The sequence below is a fragment of the Fictibacillus sp. Mic-4 genome, assembly GCF_049843615.1.
Lineage (GTDB): Bacteria > Bacillota > Bacilli > Bacillales > Fictibacillaceae > Fictibacillus_A > Fictibacillus_A gelatini.
Genome location: NZ_JBBHZM010000005.1, coordinates 71,663 through 92,059, shown reverse-complemented (window position 1 = coordinate 92,059; position 20,397 = coordinate 71,663). Strand labels below are relative to the sequence as shown.

Below are 20,397 nucleotides of genomic sequence, written 5' to 3'. Positions count from 1 at the left end.
GGAGTTTTAACATGCAAAATGACCGTTATGTTACGATCAGCGCGTTAACCCGATATATTAAACGAAAGTTTGAAGAAGATGGGAATTTGCAAAATGTCTGGGTACGCGGTGAACTTTCGAACGTAAAAATGCATAGCAGGGGACATTTGTATTTTACGTTAAAAGACGAACAGAGCAGAATCAATGCGGTGATGTTTGCCGGGAATAATCGTTTTTTGTCCTTTAGGCCGGAGGAAGGAATGAAGGTGCTTATTCAAGGTGAAATCTCCGTCTATGAGCCGCAGGGACAATACCAGCTATATGCGAGAACAATGAAAAAAGATGGAATTGGGAACCTCTTTTTAGCTTACGAAGAATTAAAGAAAAAGCTTGAGCAAGAAGGGTTGTTTGCAGAAGAAATAAAAAAGGCAGTGCCGCTTTTTCCTATGGAAATTGGAGTTATTACTTCCCCAACTGGAGCGGCCATTCGCGATATTTTGACTACGATCAAAAGGCGGTTTCCGATCGCGCGTGTCACGATATTCCCCGCTCTAGTGCAAGGAAGCGGTGCGGCACCTTCGATTGCAAAGGCGATTGAAACGGCGAACAAGGCCCGTCATTTGCAAGTTTTAATCGTTGGAAGGGGAGGAGGCTCAATTGAAGAGCTATGGGCCTTTAATGAAGAAATGGTCGCCCGGGCTATCCATCAATCAACCATTCCGATAATTTCCGCTGTAGGTCATGAAACCGATTTTACGATTGCCGACTTTGTCGCAGACTTGCGTGCTCCGACGCCAACAGCCGCGGCCGAATTGGCCGTGCCTCATTTGTTAGAATTACAAGACCGATTAAATCAACGAAAGCTTCGGTTAAAACGGGCAGTTTCTGAGCAAACGGCATCCTTGCGCGAGAAATTAGGAAGGATTCAAAAATCGTACGCTTTCAGGTATCCGACGCAGTTAGTAAAACAAAAAGAGCTGGAATTGGATCGGCTTCTCGAGTCGCTTCATAAAGAAACAGCGAGAACAATCGAAACAAAGCGCGTACAAACCGAGCAAAAACAGAAACAGCTTCTCTATTTCTCGCCGGCCTTGCAATTGAAAAGAGCGAAAGAAGCGCAGATGAAGCTGAAGAAATCGATCGTGCGGCAAATGAAACAAATCGTTAAAAGTGAGCAATCTGATTTTAGCCACATCATTTCCCGCCTAAACGCATTAAATCCTCTTTCGATTATGGAAAGAGGCTATAGCCTTGTCTATACGCCGGAAAAAAATTTGATTAAATCAATAAAACACGTTCAGCCGGGAGATACCGTGCAAGTTCAGTTGAAAGACGGCAAACTTGATTGTCATGTCTGGGGAATGGAGGAGAACTAAATGTCCGAAGAAAAAAAAGAGATGACGTTCGAAGAAGCGATGGAACAATTAGAGCATATCGTTGAGCGGTTGGAGGAAGGGGAAGTCCCTCTTGAAGAAAGCATTGAATTGTTTCAACAAGGGATGAATCTTTCGAAATTGTGTCATTCAAAATTGCAAAACGTTGAAAAGAAAATGGATTTAATCTTGCAAGAAGATGGAGAGTTAAAGCCTTTTGTCATTCAGGAGGAAGAAAATTAGTGGAAGAGCTACAGGAATTTTTGACGAAGAAACGAAAAGAGATCGATCGACACCTTCTTCTGTCTTTAAATGAAATCAACGTCCCTAATCCTTTAATCGATGCGATGCTTTATTCTGTAAAGGCTGGTGGGAAACGAATTCGCCCGATTTTAACGCTGGCAACCATTGAGGCGTTTGAAAAAGAAAGCTCCATAGGGATGAAGATCGCCTGTGCGATTGAAATGATTCATACGTATTCCTTAATTCACGATGACCTTCCATCTATGGATGATGATGATTATCGAAGGGGTAAATTGACGAATCATAAAGTATTTGGTGAAGCAAATGCAATTCTAGCCGGAGACGGGTTATTGACATATAGTTTTCAATTGATTGCTTCGGCACCTAATATAAGCCCCGAGAAGAAACTTGAAATCATTGAGCTGATTAGCGAAGCGGCAGGCCCTGAAGGAATGGTTGGCGGACAAGCGGTTGATATCGATTCGGAAAATGAAGAATTGACCCTTGAGGAGCTCCAATCTATCCATGAACGGAAAACCGGCAAGCTCCTTATGGCATCAATACTTGCGGGTGCAATGCTGGCAAATGCAACCCTATCGCAATTGGAACATTTGCGGAAATTTGCTTTTCATCTTGGCATTGCATTCCAAATTCAAGATGACATTCTCGATTGTATCGGTGATGCTACTGTAATGGGAAAACCGGTTGGAAGTGATGAACATAATCATAAAAACACGTATCCAAAACTTTTAACGCTCGAAGGCGCGTCAAGAGAATTGAACAGGCATTTGCTTGAAGCAAAAAAACAATTAATAAAGACGGGAATTAATACAGTCATATTAGAGGCAATAACAGATTACATTGTTAACAGGAACCAATAATGGAATAAAAGTAGCGGCAGTTCCAAAACTGTTATATTGTTGGTCTATCCATTTTATGATATGATAATTGTTAATTTGGAGTGGTGCAGTATTCTAGTCAGTCCTCCATTCCTGAAGGCGGGGCTAAAAATCCGTCAAAGGGCACATCGATGAAGTTCCTTGTGTTGGCTTGAGGCGCCCAGCCTTGGGTTAACGCTGGGAGTTAAGGTCGTAGGGCGATCCACAATGGCATGTGGGCGATGACCCTGCTTCCGCGGAGGCCCCCATTTTTGCGGCTTGTGTGGCAATACCTTGCATGCGAATTGGGGTTTAAACCTGTCTTTGTTTCACCTTTATACGTATGAGGTTGAGGCAAGCAGCGTAGCCTGCCTTGAGTGGAGTTTGAGGGGATTATGGCATAAGGAATAAACAGTAGTTGGCCGCTGGTGTTTATTCTGTCCCATATGAAATCAACTCTGCAAAAGAGGCTAGGGAAATGGCAAGGGCTGTCCGAGGAAAACTCCTAGACTGTTCGCTTCAGACATTCAATAGGGATTATAGTGCGGACTAAGTGGCAATCTAGTCTAACGTTTGGCGACAGCGTTAAGGCGGAAGTAAAGGGAAACCGCGAAGATGGCGACATTTTCGTTTCTGCCTGGGAAAACCTACTGGACCTAAGCCGCAGTGTTTACCTATTGAATGACCACTCCACCATACATAACGCTAAAAAGTGACTTTAAGGAGTTGTTCATGAAACACTCATTCGATAAATCAATCAAATGGAGTACCGGTATAGCCGTTATCACGCTAGTGTTAGCGGCTCTTTTTTCAGTCATATCAACGTCAATGCTCCGCGGGGTGACGTGGGCGATTGGAATGCTTATTGTTTTCCTTATTATACTTACGGGCGTTATTTTTGATATTATTGGTGTAGCCGCAACAGCGGCGAGGGAAGTTCCTTTTCATGCAATGGCCTCTGAACGGGTCGCCGGAGCGAGACATGCGATTTATATTACAAGAAATGCCGACAGGGTGGCCAATTTTTGTAATGACGTTGTTGGTGATATATCTGGAATCATTAGTGGAACAGCCTCTGCCGCGGTTGTACTTGAATTGACGGTCAACCTCGGCCATAAGAGCGGTTCTCTTTTTGAATATATCGTATCTGTAGTGTTCACGAGTGTTGTGGCGGCGGTAACGGTCGGGGGAAAAGCGCTCGGCAAATCATTTGCAATACAACATGCGACAACGATTATTTTTCAAGTCGCTCGACTAATTTATTTTTTTGAGGAAAAATTAAAGATTAAACTATTTGACACTTCTTCTAAAAAAGGGAAAAGAAGGAATTCATATGGAAAGTGAGGATTTTTCCATGAAATTGGAAGACATTCAAAACCCTCAATTTTTAAAAACATATAGCAATGAACAATTGACGATGCTTGCAAAGGCGATTCGGGATTTTCTCATCGAAAAATTATCTATGACAGGCGGACATCTTGGCCCGAATCTTGGTGTTGTTGAATTGACATTAGCTTTGCATAAAGAATTTGACAGCCCGAAAGATAAAATCATCTGGGACGTCGGACATCAATCCTATGTGCATAAAATATTGACGGGAAGAGCGGACCAATTCGATACTCTTCGCCAGTTTAAAGGGCTTTGCGGATTTCCGAAGCGAATTGAAAGTGAGCATGATGTATGGGAGACCGGGCATAGTTCTACCTCGTTATCTGCGGCAATGGGAATGGCAATTGCACGGGACTTAAAAGGAACTGATGATAAAATTATTGCCGTTATAGGAGACGGGGCATTAACAGGTGGTATGGCGCTTGAAGCATTGAATCATATTGGACATGAACAAAAAGATTTAATTGTTGTTTTAAATGACAACGAAATGTCGATCGCGCCAAATGTCGGAGCTCTTCATAATGTGCTCGGCCGTCTGCGCACGGCTAGAAAATATAATAAAGCAAAAGAAGAACTGGAGTCGCTAGTTCGTAAAATACCCGCTTTTGGCGGGAAGCTGGCATCTACAGCCGAGCGCGTGAAAGACAGCTTGAAATATTTGCTTGTTTCTGGAATGTTTTTCGAAGAGTTAGGATTTACTTATCTTGGACCGGTAAATGGCCATGATTTCGAAGCGTTAGAGGATAATTTAAAATATGCCAAAAAAACGAAAGGCCCTGTACTTGTGCATGTTCTCACAAAAAAAGGGAAGGGATATGCTCCAGCGGAAATGGATGCTACCGGAAATTGGCACGGTGTAGGGCAATATAAAATCGAGTCAGGTGAAAGCATTAAGCCGGAAAAACAAACGGGTCCATCCTATAGCAAAGTAGTGAGCGACACGTTGCAAAAAATCTCAAGAAATGATGACCGAATTGTAGTGATTACTCCGGCAATGACGGTCGGTTCAAAATTAGTGGATTACGGAAAGGAATTTCCTGACCGCCTAATTGATGTGGGAATTGCAGAACAACATGCAACAACACTTGCTGCAGGTCTAGCTACACAAAATATGAAGCCGGTTTTGTCGATTTATTCTACATTCTTGCAGCGTGGATATGATCAGTTAGTTCATGACGTAGCACGGCAAAATTTGAACGTCGTGTTTGCCGTTGACAGGGCTGGCCTTGTCGGGGCGGATGGCGAAACCCATCAAGGCGTATTTGACATTGCATTTATGCGCAATCTTCCAAATATGGTCATTATGATGGGGAAAGATGAAAATGAGTTGCAACATATGGTGTATACCGCGATTCAATATAATAACGGTCCCATTGCCGTTCGCCTTCCGCGCGGAAATGGCTCCGGTGTTCCAATGGATGAGGAATTTGAAACCATTCCAATCGGCTCATGGGAAGTGTTGAAAGAAGGAAATGAAGCGGCCATCTTAACGTTCGGCACAACCATACCGCTGGCGCTAAAAGCATGGGAAATTCTCGCGAAACAGGGGATTTCCGTTAAAGTAATCAATGCCCGGTTTATTAAGCCATTTGATGAGGAGCTTATGCTAAGCCTTCTAAATGAAGGACTTCCGATTTTGACAATTGAAGAAGCGGTTCTGCAAGGCGGGTTTGGCAGTGCCGTCCTGGAATATATCCATGATGGCGGCTTTGACCATATACTTGTTGACCGTATGGGAATTCCGGATTGCTTTATTGAACATGGCAGTGTCGATAAATTGCTTAATGAAATTGATTTAACAACCGAGGCTGCAGTCGAAAGAGTAAAACGGCTGGTCAATCGAAAAACGAAAAAAGGATTACTCACATGAAAAAAGAACGGGTTGATGTATTGCTCGTTGAGCGGGGATTATGTGAAACGAGAGAAAAAGCGAAACGGTCGATCATGGCAGGGCTTGTTTATAGCAATACAGAGCGAATAGATAAACCTGGATTGAAAATAGACAGGGACACTCCGCTAACGATTAAAGGAGATGTGCTTCCGTATGTCAGCCGGGGAGGCTTGAAACTTGAAAAAGCGATAAAAGAATTTAACATCGATTTTACCGATAAAGTCGTCCTCGACATTGGGGCTTCTACCGGTGGGTTTACGGATTGTTCGCTGCAAAATGGGGCAAAATTTGTCTATGCTCTTGATGTGGGCTACAATCAATTAGCCTGGAAATTAAGACAGGACAAGCGTGTCGAAGTTATGGAACGCACCAATTTTCGCTATGTTGAACGTGACCATTTAAAATTTGGCCTGCCCGATATTGCAACGATCGATGTTTCATTTATTTCATTAAAGCTTATACTGCCAGTATTAAAGTCGATTTTAAAACAAAATGGCGACGTTATTGCACTGATCAAACCACAATTTGAAGCGGGAAGAGAGGAAGTCGGGAAAAAAGGAATTGTCCGTGATCCGGCAACTCATCGCCGGGTCATTCGAGAAATGGTTGATTTTTCGATGAGTGAAGGGTATCACGTCTTGCATTTATCCTATTCGCCCATCACAGGCGGCGATGGGAATATCGAATTTTTACTACATCTTTCTTTAGCACCGGAAGAAGAACGGTCTTTTAATGCAAGTATAATTGATGAGGTTGTAGAAGATGCACATCACGCTTTCAAAAAAGAACGGGACTAAAGAACGGGAAAAAATCTTCCCGTTCTTTTTTAAAAAACGAAAGTTATCGATTTCGAAAAGAAAGTGACAAGTTTTATGCAATATTATAAGATAAAGGAATAAAGAATAGTGTCGAATAGAAATTAAATGAGGTGGAACAGACGTGAACAAAGGCCAACGCCACATTAAAATTCGAGAACTTATTGCAAATAACGACATTGAAACACAGGACGAACTTGTTGATCGGCTAAGGCAGGCTAATTTTAACGTTACACAGGCGACTGTCTCCCGGGATATAAAAGAGTTACATCTTGTGAAAGTGCCGATGAGTGACGGCAGATATAAATATAGCTTGCCGGCAGATCAACGGTTTAATCCGTTGCATAAATTAAGAAGAATCCTGGTCGACAGTTTCGTAAGTATCGATCACGCCGATCACCTGATTGTGATGAAAACGTTGCCGGGAAATGCACATGCGATCGGTGCTTTAATCGATAATTTAGATTGGGAAGAAATTATGGGAACAATTTGCGGTGATGACACCATTTTAATTATTTGCCGCTCGAGGGAATATAGCCCCGAAATTTCCCAACGTTTTCTAGATATGTTGTAATTTTTTGATAAGGTGTGATAGAAGTGTTAGCAGAATTAACCATACGTAATTTTGCTATAATTGATTCCTTAACGATTTCTTTTCAAAAAGGCTTAACTGTTTTAACAGGTGAAACTGGTGCAGGAAAATCAATTATCATTGATGCGATTGGTTTGCTCATTGGAGGGCGCGGCTCTAGCGAATTTGTACGATTTGGCAAAAATAAAGCAGAGATTGAAGGACTTTTTCATATCACTCAAAGTCATCCAATTCATGAGAAAGTGATGGAACTTGGCATTGATATTACGGATGAAATGGTTATTTTAAAACGTGATATTACAGACTCGGGAAAAAGTGTATGCCGAATAAACGGTAAGCTTGTTACACTTTCCGTTCTGAAAGAAGTGGGACAACTATTAGTTGATATTCATGGACAACATGAAACCCAATTTTTGCTTCAGCCGGAAAAACATCTCCATCTCCTTGACAGTTTTGGTAAAGATATCATCAGCAAAGCGCTGTTACAATATAAACAGATTTATGAACAATATAAAGAAATTACCAAGCAATTGAATACGTTAACAAAAAATGAACAGCAAATGAATCAAAGGCTCGACCTTCTTCAATACCAGCTTGAAGAAATTGAAAATGCGAAATTAAAACCAAATGAAGATCAAGAACTTTTGGAAGAGCGAATTAAGCTCGGAAATTTTGAAAAGCTCTATAACAATCTTCAAGATGCGTATTTTAACCTTTACGGTGACCAAAAAGGCCTTGAATATGTGTCCGTCGCATTAGAGCATCTTCAAACGGTCTCTAATTTAGATGAATCATTATCAAAAATGCATGAAAATATGGCCAATCATTTTTATGCGTTAGAAGAAGTTTCGTATGCCATACGATCCTATTTTGAAACGCTTGAGTTTGATCCAAAACGGTTAAACTTAATTGAAAGCAGGTTAAATGAAATTAGTAACCTGAAAAGGAAATATGGAAATACTGTAAATGAAATCATTGATTATGGAAAGAAGATTAAGGAAGAGCTTGAGCTGTTGAAAAATAAAGATGGACGAATCGATAAGTTAAAGGCCAATTTAGAGAAAATCATGGTGGAGTTGCAAACAGCAGCGCTTGAACTTAGCAATGAACGCAAGGAATTAGCGAACAAGCTAAAAGAAGCGATTCACCGTGAATTAAAAGAGTTATACATGGAAAAAACGGTTTTTGATATTCAATTTAAAAATGAGACGGCTTCTTATAAAACCCCTTTAATAGACCGGTTCGGTAAAACAGGGATTGATGAAGTTGAATTTTACATTTCAACCAATCCAGGTGAACCGCTTAAGCCTCTGGCAAAAGTAGCGTCCGGAGGGGAACTTTCAAGAGTAATTTTAGCGTTGAAATCCATTTTTTCACAACATCAAGATGTTGCATCAATTATTTTTGACGAAGTAGACACAGGAGTAAGCGGAAGAGTAGCACAGGCCATCGCAGAAAAAATATATAAAGTTTCTGTCGGTTCACAAGTATTATGTATTACACATCTACCTCAAGTCGCTGCAATGGCAGATCAACATTTACACATTTCGAAAAATGTTTTAAATGATCGTACAGTGACAAATGTTTCCCTTTTGGAAACTTCAGAAAAAGTAAAAGAAATCGGCCGTATGATTTCAGGAGTAGAAATAACGGATTTAACGATTAAACATGCAAAAGAACTGATTGAACTCGCCGAAGAAATAAAAAAATCATCTTAAGAAGCAGTTGAAAAGCTATCCAAAATAGGATAGCTTTTTTCTTTTGAAACAGTTATAAACTAAAGGGTCTGAGGCAAAATTATAGTTACAGCCATGGTGGAGGTGTGGGTGAGTCAACGAGGAGAGTGAAAAATGAAAAATGATTATATAAGACGGATTGTAGGTGTAATTCTCCTTGGATGTTTAGTAGGAGTTGGTTTTTTAGAGCCTATCAGGGACTATGTAAACCTTCCTTCTTCTATTCATGTTTTTCAAGGGCAAAGCAAAATTATTTCCCACCTTCCTACAGGAATAAAAGCGGAAAACCAATTCAAACAAAACGCTGTTTATTCGATAGGAAAAGCAGAAAAAGGGAAGAAGAATTCCTTTTCCATTGATGCGAAAGAAAAAGGTGATTCAATGGTCACTTTAAATGTAGCAGGCTTTCCTATAAAAAAAGTGGGGGTTAACGTATTGCCCGAATTTAAAGTAATACCGGGCGGGCAGTCAATTGGAGTGAAATTAAACACATTAGGTGTTCTTGTTGTCGGGCACCATCTCGTTCAAACCGTTAATGGACATAAATCCCCTGGGGAACTCGCAGATATACAAGTTGGGGATATTATTACAAAAATCAATGGCGAAGCAATAGAGAAAATGAGCGATGTTGCTCCATTTGTAAAAAAAGCTGGAGAAGCCGGACACTCACTTGATGTAACTATTATCCGCAATAAAAAAACCTTTCATAAACATTTGATGCCGTTAAAAGATAAAAATGATCACTCTTATCGAATTGGTCTTTATATTCGGGATTCGGCACAGGGCATTGGCACTCTGACTTTTTATGATCCCGTTTCGCATAAATACGGTGCATTAGGGCATGTTATTTCAGATATGGATACAAAACGCCCTATTGTTGTCAATAATGGCCAAATTGTAAAGTCAACTGTAACGTCAATTGAAAAAGGAAGCAACGGTCATCCAGGAGAAAAATTAGCACGGTTTTCAAATGATGATCGAACATTAGGAACGATTTTTAGAAATAGTCAGTTTGGGATTTTTGGGAATTTACAATCAAAAATATCAAATGGCAAATGGGATGAGCCATTGCCAATCGCGTTTTCAGAAGAAGTAAAAGAGGGACCTGCAAAAATTTTAACCGTCGTGGACGGTTCTAAAGTACAGGCTTTTAATGTAGAAGTTGTAAGCTCGATTCCACAGAAATTCCCGGCAACGAAAGGAATGGTTATAAAAATAACGGATCCTAAATTATTGCGGTTGACCGGAGGAATCGTTCAAGGAATGAGCGGAAGTCCAATTATTCAAAATGGGAAATTAATCGGTGCAGTTACGCACGTTTTTGTCAATGATCCAACTTCGGGCTACGGGGTTCATATTGAATGGATGCTGAAAGAAGCTGGAATAGACATATATAGTGGCCAAAAACGAAAGGCAAGCTAATGCTTGTCTTTCGTTTTTTTTACATAAAAATTTTGAATATTTTAATGGATAGTTCTTTTATCGTATGGACATGGTTAAAAGTTCCTTGTAGAATATAAATTGAATAAAGAAAATTCGACACAGGTAAATATGAATGAATAGGAAAAATGTCGAAAACAAGAGTAAATTCAAGAAAATCAAAGCCATTTTAGAAAAATAAAAAAAATTATCTAAAAAGGGGGTTGAAATAAAGGAATTTGCGTTTTATTGTTGAATTTATAACGTATGAACAAGAAGTATGGGGAGGAATAATGGTGCAAAAAATAAAAGTTTGTTTGGCGGATGACAATCGTGAGCTTATAAATTTGTTGGAAGAATATCTTTCCAATCAGGAAGATATGGAAGTAATCGGTGTTGCTTATAACGGTCAGGAATGCTTATCATTACTTGAAACGAAAGATCCGGATGTACTCGTGTTGGATATTATTATGCCGCATTTGGATGGGCTTGCCGTACTTGAAAAAATTCGTTCAAATGAAAATTTCGCACAATTAAATGTCATTATGTTAACCGCATTTGGACAGGAAGATGTAACAAAAAAAGCGGTTGATTTAGGCGCGTCGTATTTTATTTTGAAACCGTTTGATATGGAAAATCTTGCGAACCAAATTCGCCAAATTTGTGGAAGTGAGAAGTCGACCGTCCAACGATCTGCATCAACATCACGAACAAATGCCATCAAATCAGTTAAACAGCCCCGAAACTTGGATGCAAGCATTACTAGCATTATTCATGAAATTGGAGTTCCTGCACACATCAAAGGATACATGTATTTACGCGAAGCCATTTCAATGGTTTATAACGACATTGAACTTCTTGGCTCAATTACAAAAGTTCTATACCCTGATATTGCGAAGAAATTTAACACAACAAGCAGTCGGGTTGAGCGCGCCATACGGCATGCAATCGAAGTAGCATGGAGCCGCGGAAATATTGAAAGCATTTCTTCTTTGTTCGGCTATACGGTTTCCATGTCAAAAGCAAAACCGACCAATTCGGAATTCATCGCGATGGTTGCCGATAAACTCAGAATCGAGCATAAGTCCGTCGTTTGAAAGGATTAGAGTGGCCTTATAAAAAAACACCTTTAAAACATTTGATCAAATGTTTTAAAGGTGTTTTTTGCCTAAATACAAATGAAGTAAAGAGACCCCTCACAAGGGTCTCTTTTTTGAAAATCTAGGTTGCACTTTGTTTCTTTTGCGGTCCCGATAAAAAATAAATCCTCCAACAAATGCAAAACCAACAGCAAAAAAAATGGCGCCGGCTAAAAATTGTAGCCAGAGTTTGATAAATGGCGAATGCAAAACGCCAAAAAAGACATCTCTCATCAATTTAATTCCTATGACTGCGATGATGCCTGGAATGACCATAATAATAAGGGCGATAAATCGTTGCATCATAATTCTCCTTTGAAGTGCAGAATAAAGCACCCTGTGTTGTCTCCATTTTACAAAATCATTAACAGAATGTCGAATGACTCATTCTTGCAAAACTTTTCATAAAAAAGTATAGTAAGAATGTGAAATAAATTGCAATTATAAGAGGGTTTTGTATGCAAAATACATTGCGGAGTATTTTAGAAGCTACTCATGATGGGATGATTGCGATCGACAAAGATCGTAATGTAACCCTGTTTAATAAAAGTGCCGAACGGATGACAGGGATTCGGAAAGAAGAGGCCATTGGCAAATTTATTCTTGATGTATTGCCGACAAGCAAGCTGCCACGCGTCCTGGCAAATGGAGAAGCGGAAATCAATCGAGAACAAATGTTGGACAATGGAACGAAAATTATTACGACGAGGATCCCGATCATTGATGAAAGTGGAAATAAAATAGGGGCTTTTGCAGTATTCAAAGACATTACAGAAATCGTTAATCTAGCTGAAGAAGTAACCAATTTAAAAAGCATACAATCAATGCTCCACGCGATCATCCAATCATCCGAAGAAGCGATATCTGTCGTCGATGAAAAAGGAAAAGGAATTATGATCAACCCTGCGTATACAAGGTTGACTGGTTTAACAAAAGAGCAGATCATTGGAAAGCCAGCCGCCATCGATATATCAGAGGGCGAAAGTATACATATGCAAGTATTGCAGACGAGAAAACCCGTCCGCGGAGCAAGGTTAAAAGTTGGGCCAAATAAACGTGAAGTGATTGTCAATGTTGCTCCGGTAATTGTAGATGGAATTTTAAAAGGCAGTGTTGGAGTGATCCGAGATGTGTCTGAGATAAAAGAACTGACTGAAGAATTGCAAAGAGCAAGACAAATTATACGAACATTAGAAGCGAAGTATTCGTTTGAAGACATTATTGGAAAGTCAGAAGAAATAATGTTTGCCATTGAACAGGCAAAACTCGCCGCTTCAACTCCTGCAACCGTACTATTACGAGGAGAATCGGGAACAGGTAAAGAACTTTTTGCCCATGCGATTCATAATGCAAGCGGCCGGAAGTTTAACAAATTTATCAGGGTAAACTGTGCCGCAATTGCAGAATCTTTGTTGGAGAGCGAGTTGTTCGGTTACGTTGAAGGCGCTTTTTCAGGGGCGCTTAGAGGGGGGAAACGAGGATTATTTGAAGAAGCGAATGGAGGAAGTATTTTTTTAGATGAGATCGGCGAATTAGCTCCCAATACACAAGCTAAACTATTAAGGGTACTACAAGAAAATGAAATTCGCAGAGTGGGCGGAACAAAAGCGATTCCGATCAATGTTAGGGTCATTGCGGCGACAAACGTTAATCTCGAACGGAAAATTGCGGAAGGTTCGTTCAGGGAAGATTTATACTATCGTTTAAATCGCATGCCGATCTACATCCCGCCATTACGTTCGCGAAAGCAAGATATCCCTCTATTAACCGAGCACCTTATTCATAAGTTAAATCAAGATTACGGAAGAAATATCGAGGGAGTGACTGAAGAGGCGGCCGATTTTCTCAATCAATATGACTGGCCGGGAAATGTGCGTGAACTAGAAAACGTTTTAGGACGGGCCATCATTTATATGAATAATAACGAACAATATATTAATATTTCTCATATGAACTTTATTGAAAAAGACAAGCCGGAATTAGTAAAGGGAAATGAACAAAATAATCATGAATTGTCTATCGAACCATTAACAGTGCAAATGGAACGTTATGAAAAAAGAATTGTTCAGGCAACTTTAGAGAAGTTTAATGGTAATAAAACAAAGACCGCCAAATCATTAGGAATTTCACTTCGGAATTTATATTATAAGCTTGAGAAGTATGGATTGGTCGATTCGGATTGAAAAACTGTGCATGCATTATTTTTCATGTTGTGAAATGAATTGCATGGTTCAAGGACGTAAACGCTTTCAAAACCCTCTTTTTCAATTTGGCATACTTTTTGCAATATCATTTATTGTGTTTTAAAGGAGGGTAGAGCTATTGAAACTAGGAACGTATCTTAACACCCATTCTCCGTCAAAAAAAATTGTATCAGTTGCTAGAGCAGAGGATGAAGATGTGATCGCTTCAGTAAAAGAAGCCTATCAATCAGGGTTAGCATCATTTTTGCTGTACGGTGACAGCAAAAAAATTCGATTTCATTTAGAACAATTTGAATTAGAAGAAAACGATGAATTAAAAATTATCCATACATCAGCAGATAGTGCGGCACTGGAGGCTGTGAAAGCTGTCAGCAGCGGCGAGGCGCATATCGTCATGAAAGGAATGGTAACGACCGCATCTTTATTAAAAGCAGTGCTTCATAAAGAGCACGGACTGAGAACAGGCAGAGTTCTCTCTCATGTTGCGGCGTTTGAGATACCTGGATATGATCGGCTTATCTTTATCACCGATGCCGCGATGAACATTGCGCCTGATCTAGAACAAAAGGCGCAGATCATTGAGAATGCTGCACAATTTGCCATCGGCCTTGGAGTAGATACCCCGAAAGTGGCTGTCTTATCAGCGGTAGAAGTGGTGAATCCATCGATGCAGGCGACACTTGATGCGGCTTGCCTTATGGCAATGAACAAACGGGGACAAATCAAAAATTGTCTTGTTGAAGGACCGCTTGCATTAGACAATGCAATATCGATAGAAGCGGCAGAGCATAAAGGAATTAGCGGTGATGTAGCTGGAGTTGCCGACATCCTGGTTGTTCCTCAAATCGAAACAGGAAATGCCTTATACAAATCTCTCATTTATTTTGCAAAGGCAAAAGTTGGAGCAGTCATCACTGGAGCGCGTGCGCCGATCGTCTTAACATCAAGAGCCGATTCGGCAGAAAGTAAGTTATTTTCGATTGCGCTTGCCGTTCGATCTATAAGTTAAAACATGCGAAATCACAAGGAGGAAATTAAAATGGAACTTTTTAAATATATGGAGATGTATGATTATGAACAAGTCGTATTTTGCCAGGATAAACAGTCAGGATTAAAGGCGATTATTGCCATTCACGATACGACGTTAGGCCCGGCGCTTGGCGGCACGAGAATGTGGACATATGATTCCGAAGAGGCGGCACTTGAGGACGCGCTTCGTCTGGCGCGCGGAATGACCTACAAAAATGCCGCAGCCGGACTCAATCTTGGCGGGGGTAAAACAGTTATCATTGGCGACCCGAAAAAAGATAAAAATGAAGAAATGTTCAGGGCGTTTGGCCGCTTTATTCACGGTTTAAACGGCCGCTATATTACTGCTGAAGATGTAGGAACTACGGTTGAAGATATGGATTTAATTTATCAGGAAACGCCATTTGTAACGGGAATTTCACCGGCATTTGGATCATCTGGAAACCCATCTCCTGTAACGGCCTATGGAGTTTACCGCGGAATGAAAGCAGCTGCCAAAGAAGCATTTGGAACGGATTCACTCGAAGGAAAAGTAATCGCCGTTCAAGGTGTCGGCCATGTTGCTTATTCGCTTTGCAAACATTTACATGAAGAAGGAGCAAAATTAATTGTAACCGACATTAATAAAGAAGCCGTAGACCGGGTCGTAGAAGAATTTGGAGCAGATGCGGTCGATCCGGCAGACATTTACGGAGTTGAATGTGACATTTTTGCACCATGTGCTCTCGGAGCGATTATTAATGATGATACGATTCCGCAATTAAAAGCAAAAGTAATCGCCGGGTCGGCAAACAATCAGTTAAAAGAAACAAGACATGGTGACGCAATTCAAGAAATGGGAATTGTTTATGCACCGGATTACGTCATTAATGCAGGCGGCGTTATCAACGTAGCCGATGAATTAAATGGTTACAATAGCGAACGTGCTTTGAAGAAAGTAGAAACGATTTACGATACAATTGAAAAAATCATAGAAATTTCTAAGCGTGATCAAATCCCAACTTATGTTGCAGCTGATCGTTTAGCAGAAGAACGTATTGAAAAAATGCGCAATTCAAGAAGCCAATTTTTATTAAATGAACGTCATGCTCTTTCCAATCGTGTGCGATAAACGGAAAATACGGAGGGTTAAATGGTTCACCATAAAGAATTCCGCATTTTAACAATTAATCCAGGATCAACATCTACCAAAATCGGCGTTTTTGATGATGAACATTGCATTTTTGAAAAGACAATACGACATGACATCGATGTGATCAATACGTACCATTCGATTATTGATCAATATGATTTTCGAAAAAAAACGATCCTGGAGGCGCTTGACCATGAAGGAATCAACATCTCCAAACTCAGTGCCGTAGTAGGAAGGGGAGGCCTTTTGCGTCCCATTGAAGGCGGAACATATAGAGTAAACAATGAGATGTTGAAAGATTTAAGAAAAGGCTATGCCGGGGAACACGCTTCCAATCTTGGCGGCATTCTTGCTTATGAGATTGCCACGCTCCTCAATATTTCTGCGTTCATCGTAGATCCTGTTGTCGTCGATGAAATGGAGCCTATAGCACGGATTTCCGGCATTCCCGAAATAGAACGAAAAAGCATCTTTCATGCGCTCAACCAAAAAGCGGTTGCCCGCCGGGTAGCAAAAATGGTTGGGAAGCCCTATAATGATCTTCGGTTGATCGTCACTCATATGGGTGGCGGCATTACCGTAGGAGTTCATAAATATGGAAGAGTTGTTGATGTGAATAACGGCCTGCACGGGGAAGGTCCTTTTTCTCCGGAACGGGCAGGTACAGTGCCGATTGGTGATCTTGTTGACCTCTGTTTTTCAGGAGAATATTATATCGATGAAATCATGAAAAAATTGGTCGGACAGGGCGGACTTGTTGGTTACCTCGGAACGAACGATGCTGTGAAAGTCGAAAAGATGATCGCCGGAGGCAACAAGAAAGCCGAACTTATCTATGACGCAATGGCCTATCAAATTGCAAAAGAAATCGGTGCGGCAAGTACGGTGTTATCAGGGCAAGTTGACTACATTATTTTGACGGGCGGACTAGCATATGGAAAAGAGTTTGTCAAAAAAATTACAGAACGTGTCGAATGGATATGCGACGTTATTATCCAGCCGGGAGAAAATGAACTTCAAGCCCTTGCTGAAGGTGCTTTACGGGTTTTAAAAGGCGAGGAACATGCGAAGGAATACCCAACTACGTTAAGGGAAGAGATCCGATTAAAGGAGAGGACCGAATAAATGGCAACAGATTTTGATCTTGTCGTTCTCGGCGGCGGCACGGGTGGCTATGTAGCAGCCATCCGCGCCGCTCAGCTCGGGAAAAAGGTAGCAATTGTTGAAAAAGGAAAACTTGGTGGGACATGCCTGCATAAAGGATGCATTCCGAGTAAGGCTTTGCTTCGGAGCGCGGAAGTATATGCCACTTCAAAAAAAGCCGATGAATATGGAGTAAGCGTGCATGACGTCACATTAAATTTTGAAAAAGTGCAAGCGAGAAAACAAGCGATTGTCGATCAATTGCACAATGGAATCAAACATTTAATGAAAAAAGGGAAAATCGAGGTGTATGAAGGCATTGGCCGAATATTAGGGCCATCAATCTTTTCACCAATGCCTGGATCGATTTCCGTTGAGTTTAATGATGGACGTGAAAACGAAATTCTCGTTCCACAAAATGTCATTATCGCTACAGGTTCAAGACCAAGAACCCTCCCGGGACTTGACATCGACGGCGAGAAGGTCATAACTTCTGATGAAGCGCTTGAATTGACGGAACTCCCTGGTTCTATCATTATCGTCGGCGGAGGAGTGATCGGGATTGAATGGGCATCCATGTTAAATGACTTTGGTGTGGATGTGACGGTCATTGAGTATGCCGATCGAATTCTCCCGACAGAAGACGAAGACATTTCGAAAGAAGCGGCCCGAATTTTAAAGAAAAAAGGGATTAAGCTTGTAACAGGCGCCAAAGTGCTTCCGGAAACGTTGCAAAAAGAGAATAACGTTCAAATTTCGGCCGAGCATAAAGGCGAACAAAAATCATTTACGGCAGACAAAATTCTTGTTTCCGTCGGACGGCAGGCGAATGTTGAAGGAATTGGCCTTGAAAACACAGCGATTAAAGTCGAGAATGGCTTTATCAAAACGAATGAATATTATCAAACAGCTGAGAGCCATATGTACGCAATAGGGGATGTTATTGGTGGCCTTCAGCTTGCGCATGTTGCTTCACACGAAGGAATTGTTGCTGTTGAGCATTTAGCAGGGGTCGACACTCATCCAATTGATCCTTCGTTTGTGTCAAAATGCATTTACTCCAATCCGGAAATGGCAAGTGTCGGCTTAACGGAAAAAGAAGCAAAAGAAAAAGGCTTTACCGTAAAAATCGGAAAGTTTCCATTTAAAGCAATCGGTAAAGCGCTCGTTTATGGGGAATCGGACGGGTTTATTAAACTTGTTGTCGACGAATCAACAAATGATTTGCTGGGGTGCCATATGATCGGGCCGCATGTGACGGATATGATTTCTGAAGCGGGTCTTGCCCGGGTGCTTGATGCGACTCCGTGGGAAATTGCCCATACGATTCATCCTCATCCTACGCTTTCTGAAGCAATGGCAGAGGCCGCTCTTAGTGTTGATGGAAAAGCGATTCATTTTTAAAAAGGAACTTGGTTTTGAAAAAAGGAGGGCTACATTTATGGCGGAAAATCGTCATGAACGACTTGGTTTAACGGATAAAGACGTTCTTGAAATGTATAAAACAATGCTTCTTGCGCGCAAAATTGATGAGCGCATGTGGCTATTAAACCGTGCGGGTAAAATTCCGTTTGTCATTTCATGTCAGGGGCAGGAGGCGGCTCAAGTAGGGGCTGCTATGGCACTTGACCGTGAAAAAGACTACGTTCTTCCGTACTACCGTGATATGGGTGTTGTCTTATGGTTTGGAATGACGGCAAAGGACTTAATGTTATCCGGCTTTGCGAAAGCGGAAGATCCTAATAGCGGCGGGAGACAAATGCCAGGGCACTTTGGTTCTAAAAAACTGCGCATCGTAACAGGTTCATCACCGGTAACGACACAGGTTCCTCACGCAGTTGGGATCGCCCTCGCCGGAAAACTTGACGGAAAGGATCTCGTTACCTTTACAACATTTGGCGAAGGTTCGTCAAACCAGGGGGATTTCCATGAAGGCGTGAACTTTGCGAGTGTACATAAATTGCCCGTTATTTTTATGTGCGAAAATAATAAATATGCGATTTCTGTTCCAATTTCTAAGCAATTGGCTTGTGAAAATGTTTCGGACCGCGCGATCGGTTACGGAATAAAAGGGGTAACCGTTGATGGAAACGATCCGCTTGCCGTATATGAAGCGGTGAAGGAAGCGGCAGACCGGGGACGCCGGGGAGAAGGCCCGACCCTCGTTGAAACGGTATCTTATCGGTTAACCCCGCATTCAAGCGATGATGATGATCGTGCGTATCGGACCCGGGAAGAAGTTGAGGAAGCGAAACAGAAAGATTCCATTTATACGTTTGCTCAATATTTAAAAGAGGTAGGCGTTTTAACAGACGATTCGGAAAAAAAATTGCACGAAGAAATTGCAAACATTATCGACGAAGCGACAGATTATGCCGAAAATGCGCCATATGCTGACCCTGAAGAAGCGCTGCGGCATGTATATGCGGAGTAAAGGGGGAATAGTTAATGCCTGTTATCTCATATATTGATGCGGTAACTCAAGCGATTAGAGAAGAAATGAAACGAGACAAAAAAGTGTTTGTTGTCGGAGAAGACGTTGGCGTACGGGGCGGAGTATTCCGTGCAACGGCAGGATTAATTGAAGAGTTCGGCGAGGACCGCGTGATTGATTCCCCGCTGACCGAATCCGCGATTGCTGGTGTTGGAATTGGAGCAGCAATGTACGGAATGAGGCCGATTGCCGAAATGCAATTTGCCGATTTTATTATGCCCGCGGTTAACCAGATCATTTCCGAAGCGGCAAAAATCCGTTACCGTTCCAATAATGACTGGAATTGTCCGATCACGATACGTGCCCCTTATGGCGGAGGTGTCCACGGCGCCCTCTATCATTCTCAATCGGTAGAAGCGATATTCGCCAATGTTCCGGGATTGAAAATCGTTATGCCTTCAACGCCTTATGACGTAAAAGGACTTTTAAAATCTGCCATTCGTGACGAAGATCCTGTTCTTTTCTTTGAACATAAACGGGCCTACCGTTTAATTAAAGGTGAGGTGCCGGAAGAAGAATATACACTTCCGATCGGAAAAGCGGATGTAAAACGTGAAGGGGAAGATATTACGGTTATTACGTACGGATTATGCGTTCATTTTGCCCTTCAAGCGGCAGAAAAACTTGAAAAAGACGGCATTTCCGCGCACGTTCTTGATTTAAGAACCGTTTATCCTTTAGATAAAGAAGCGATTATTGAAGCGGCTTCAAAGACTGGGAAAGTGCTGCTCGTTACGGAAGATAACAAAGAAGGAAGCGTGATGAGCGAAGTGGCGGCCATTATTGCGGAAAACTGCCTGTTCGATCTTGACGCACCAGTAAAACGTCTGGCGGGACCTGACGTACCGGCGATGCCATATGCTCCGACAATGGAAAAATACTTCATGATCAATCCGGAAAAAATTGAAAAAGCAATGAGAGAACTTGCTGAATTTTAATGG

At 41.4% G+C, this 20,397-nt stretch carries 17 protein-coding genes and 1 pseudogene; 17 read left to right on the top strand and 1 reads right to left on the bottom strand.

The genetic code is table 11. From position 1 onward, the window contains the following. Positions 1-11 precede the first annotated feature (11 nt). The 10 genes from xseA to spo0A all read left to right on the top strand — a co-directional run bounded on the left by xseA (position 12) and on the right by spo0A (position 11,412). The gene (xseA, locus tag WD019_RS06105; RefSeq protein ID WP_026676823.1) at positions 12-1,355 is read left to right on the top strand and encodes an exodeoxyribonuclease VII large subunit; all 1,344 of its coding nucleotides are present in this window, start codon (positions 12-14) and stop codon (positions 1,353-1,355) included. Beyond that, on the top strand, positions 1,356-1,595 hold the full coding sequence (locus tag WD019_RS06100) for an exodeoxyribonuclease VII small subunit (RefSeq protein ID WP_026676824.1): 240 nt from the start codon (positions 1,356-1,358) through the stop codon (positions 1,593-1,595). Continuing rightward, positions 1,595-2,476 (top strand): polyprenyl synthetase family protein, encoded by an 882-nt coding sequence (locus WD019_RS06095; protein ID WP_035350208.1) that lies wholly within the window; start codon positions 1,595-1,597, stop codon positions 2,474-2,476. Before WD019_RS06100 ends, WD019_RS06095 begins: the two co-directional genes overlap by 1 nt. Before the next feature lie 729 nt (positions 2,477-3,205). After that, complete coding sequence (locus WD019_RS06090) at positions 3,206-3,817, top strand: hypothetical protein (RefSeq protein ID WP_026676826.1); 612 nt, start codon at positions 3,206-3,208, stop codon at positions 3,815-3,817. 10 nt (positions 3,818-3,827) lie between these two features. After that, the gene (gene dxs, locus WD019_RS06085; protein ID WP_425710947.1) at positions 3,828-5,732 is read left to right on the top strand and encodes a 1-deoxy-D-xylulose-5-phosphate synthase; all 1,905 of its coding nucleotides are present in this window, start codon (positions 3,828-3,830) and stop codon (positions 5,730-5,732) included. Next, positions 5,729-6,550, top strand: coding sequence for a TlyA family RNA methyltransferase (locus tag WD019_RS06080; protein ID WP_425710929.1), 822 nt, complete (start codon positions 5,729-5,731; stop codon positions 6,548-6,550). The genes dxs and WD019_RS06080 overlap by 4 nt, the downstream gene beginning before the upstream one ends. Positions 6,551-6,692: 142 nt before the next feature. Next, positions 6,693-7,142, top strand: coding sequence for a transcriptional regulator AhrC/ArgR (gene ahrC, locus WD019_RS06075; protein WP_026676829.1), 450 nt, complete (start codon positions 6,693-6,695; stop codon positions 7,140-7,142). Between the two features lie 23 nt (positions 7,143-7,165). Continuing rightward, the gene (gene recN / locus WD019_RS06070) at positions 7,166-8,878 is read left to right on the top strand and encodes a DNA repair protein RecN (protein WP_425710928.1); all 1,713 of its coding nucleotides are present in this window, start codon (positions 7,166-7,168) and stop codon (positions 8,876-8,878) included. A gap of 132 nt (positions 8,879-9,010) precedes the next feature. After that, entirely contained in the window at positions 9,011-10,318 is a 1,308-nt protein-coding gene (gene spoIVB / locus WD019_RS06065) for a SpoIVB peptidase (protein WP_026676831.1), read from the top strand. Between the two features lie 293 nt (positions 10,319-10,611). Then, a complete protein-coding gene (gene spo0A, locus WD019_RS06060) occupies positions 10,612-11,412 on the top strand; it encodes a sporulation transcription factor Spo0A (RefSeq protein ID WP_035350325.1) in 801 nt (266 codons plus the stop codon). A 99-nt stretch (positions 11,413-11,511) separates the two neighbouring features. Here spo0A and WD019_RS06055 read toward each other — a convergent pair whose 3' ends face one another. After that, positions 11,512-11,757 carry a DUF2627 domain-containing protein gene (locus WD019_RS06055; RefSeq protein WP_425710946.1) on the bottom strand — a complete coding sequence of 82 codons (246 nt, stop codon included), beginning with the start codon at positions 11,755-11,757 and terminating at the stop codon, positions 11,512-11,514. A gap of 176 nt (positions 11,758-11,933) precedes the next feature. Between WD019_RS06055 and WD019_RS06050 the strand changes: the two are divergent. From WD019_RS06050 to WD019_RS06020, 7 genes and pseudogenes are all read left to right on the top strand, one after another. Then, positions 11,934-13,637, top strand: a pseudogene (locus WD019_RS06050) (sigma 54-interacting transcriptional regulator); the annotation flags it as partial. Positions 13,638-13,776: 139 nt separating this feature from the next. Next, positions 13,777-14,667 carry a phosphate butyryltransferase gene (gene yqiS, locus WD019_RS06045; protein WP_425710927.1) on the top strand — a complete coding sequence of 297 codons (891 nt, stop codon included), beginning with the start codon at positions 13,777-13,779 and terminating at the stop codon, positions 14,665-14,667. 30 nt (positions 14,668-14,697) lie between these two features. Next, positions 14,698-15,798 (top strand): branched-chain amino acid dehydrogenase, encoded by a 1,101-nt coding sequence (gene bcd / locus WD019_RS06040; protein WP_425710926.1) that lies wholly within the window; start codon positions 14,698-14,700, stop codon positions 15,796-15,798. Between the two features lie 21 nt (positions 15,799-15,819). Next, positions 15,820-16,944: a butyrate kinase gene (buk, locus tag WD019_RS06035; protein ID WP_026676836.1), complete on the top strand. Its 1,125-nt coding sequence runs from the start codon at positions 15,820-15,822 to the stop codon at positions 16,942-16,944. Further along, on the top strand, positions 16,945-18,366 hold the full coding sequence (lpdA, locus tag WD019_RS06030; protein WP_026676837.1) for a dihydrolipoyl dehydrogenase: 1,422 nt from the start codon (positions 16,945-16,947) through the stop codon (positions 18,364-18,366). 37 nt (positions 18,367-18,403) lie between these two features. Then, positions 18,404-19,396: a thiamine pyrophosphate-dependent dehydrogenase E1 component subunit alpha gene (locus WD019_RS06025; protein ID WP_026676838.1), complete on the top strand. Its 993-nt coding sequence runs from the start codon at positions 18,404-18,406 to the stop codon at positions 19,394-19,396. Positions 19,397-19,410: 14 nt separating this feature from the next. Next, positions 19,411-20,394, top strand: a complete 984-nt coding sequence (locus WD019_RS06020; protein WP_026676839.1) for an alpha-ketoacid dehydrogenase subunit beta — start codon at positions 19,411-19,413, stop codon at positions 20,392-20,394. The last annotated feature ends 3 nt before the right edge of the window (positions 20,395-20,397 follow it).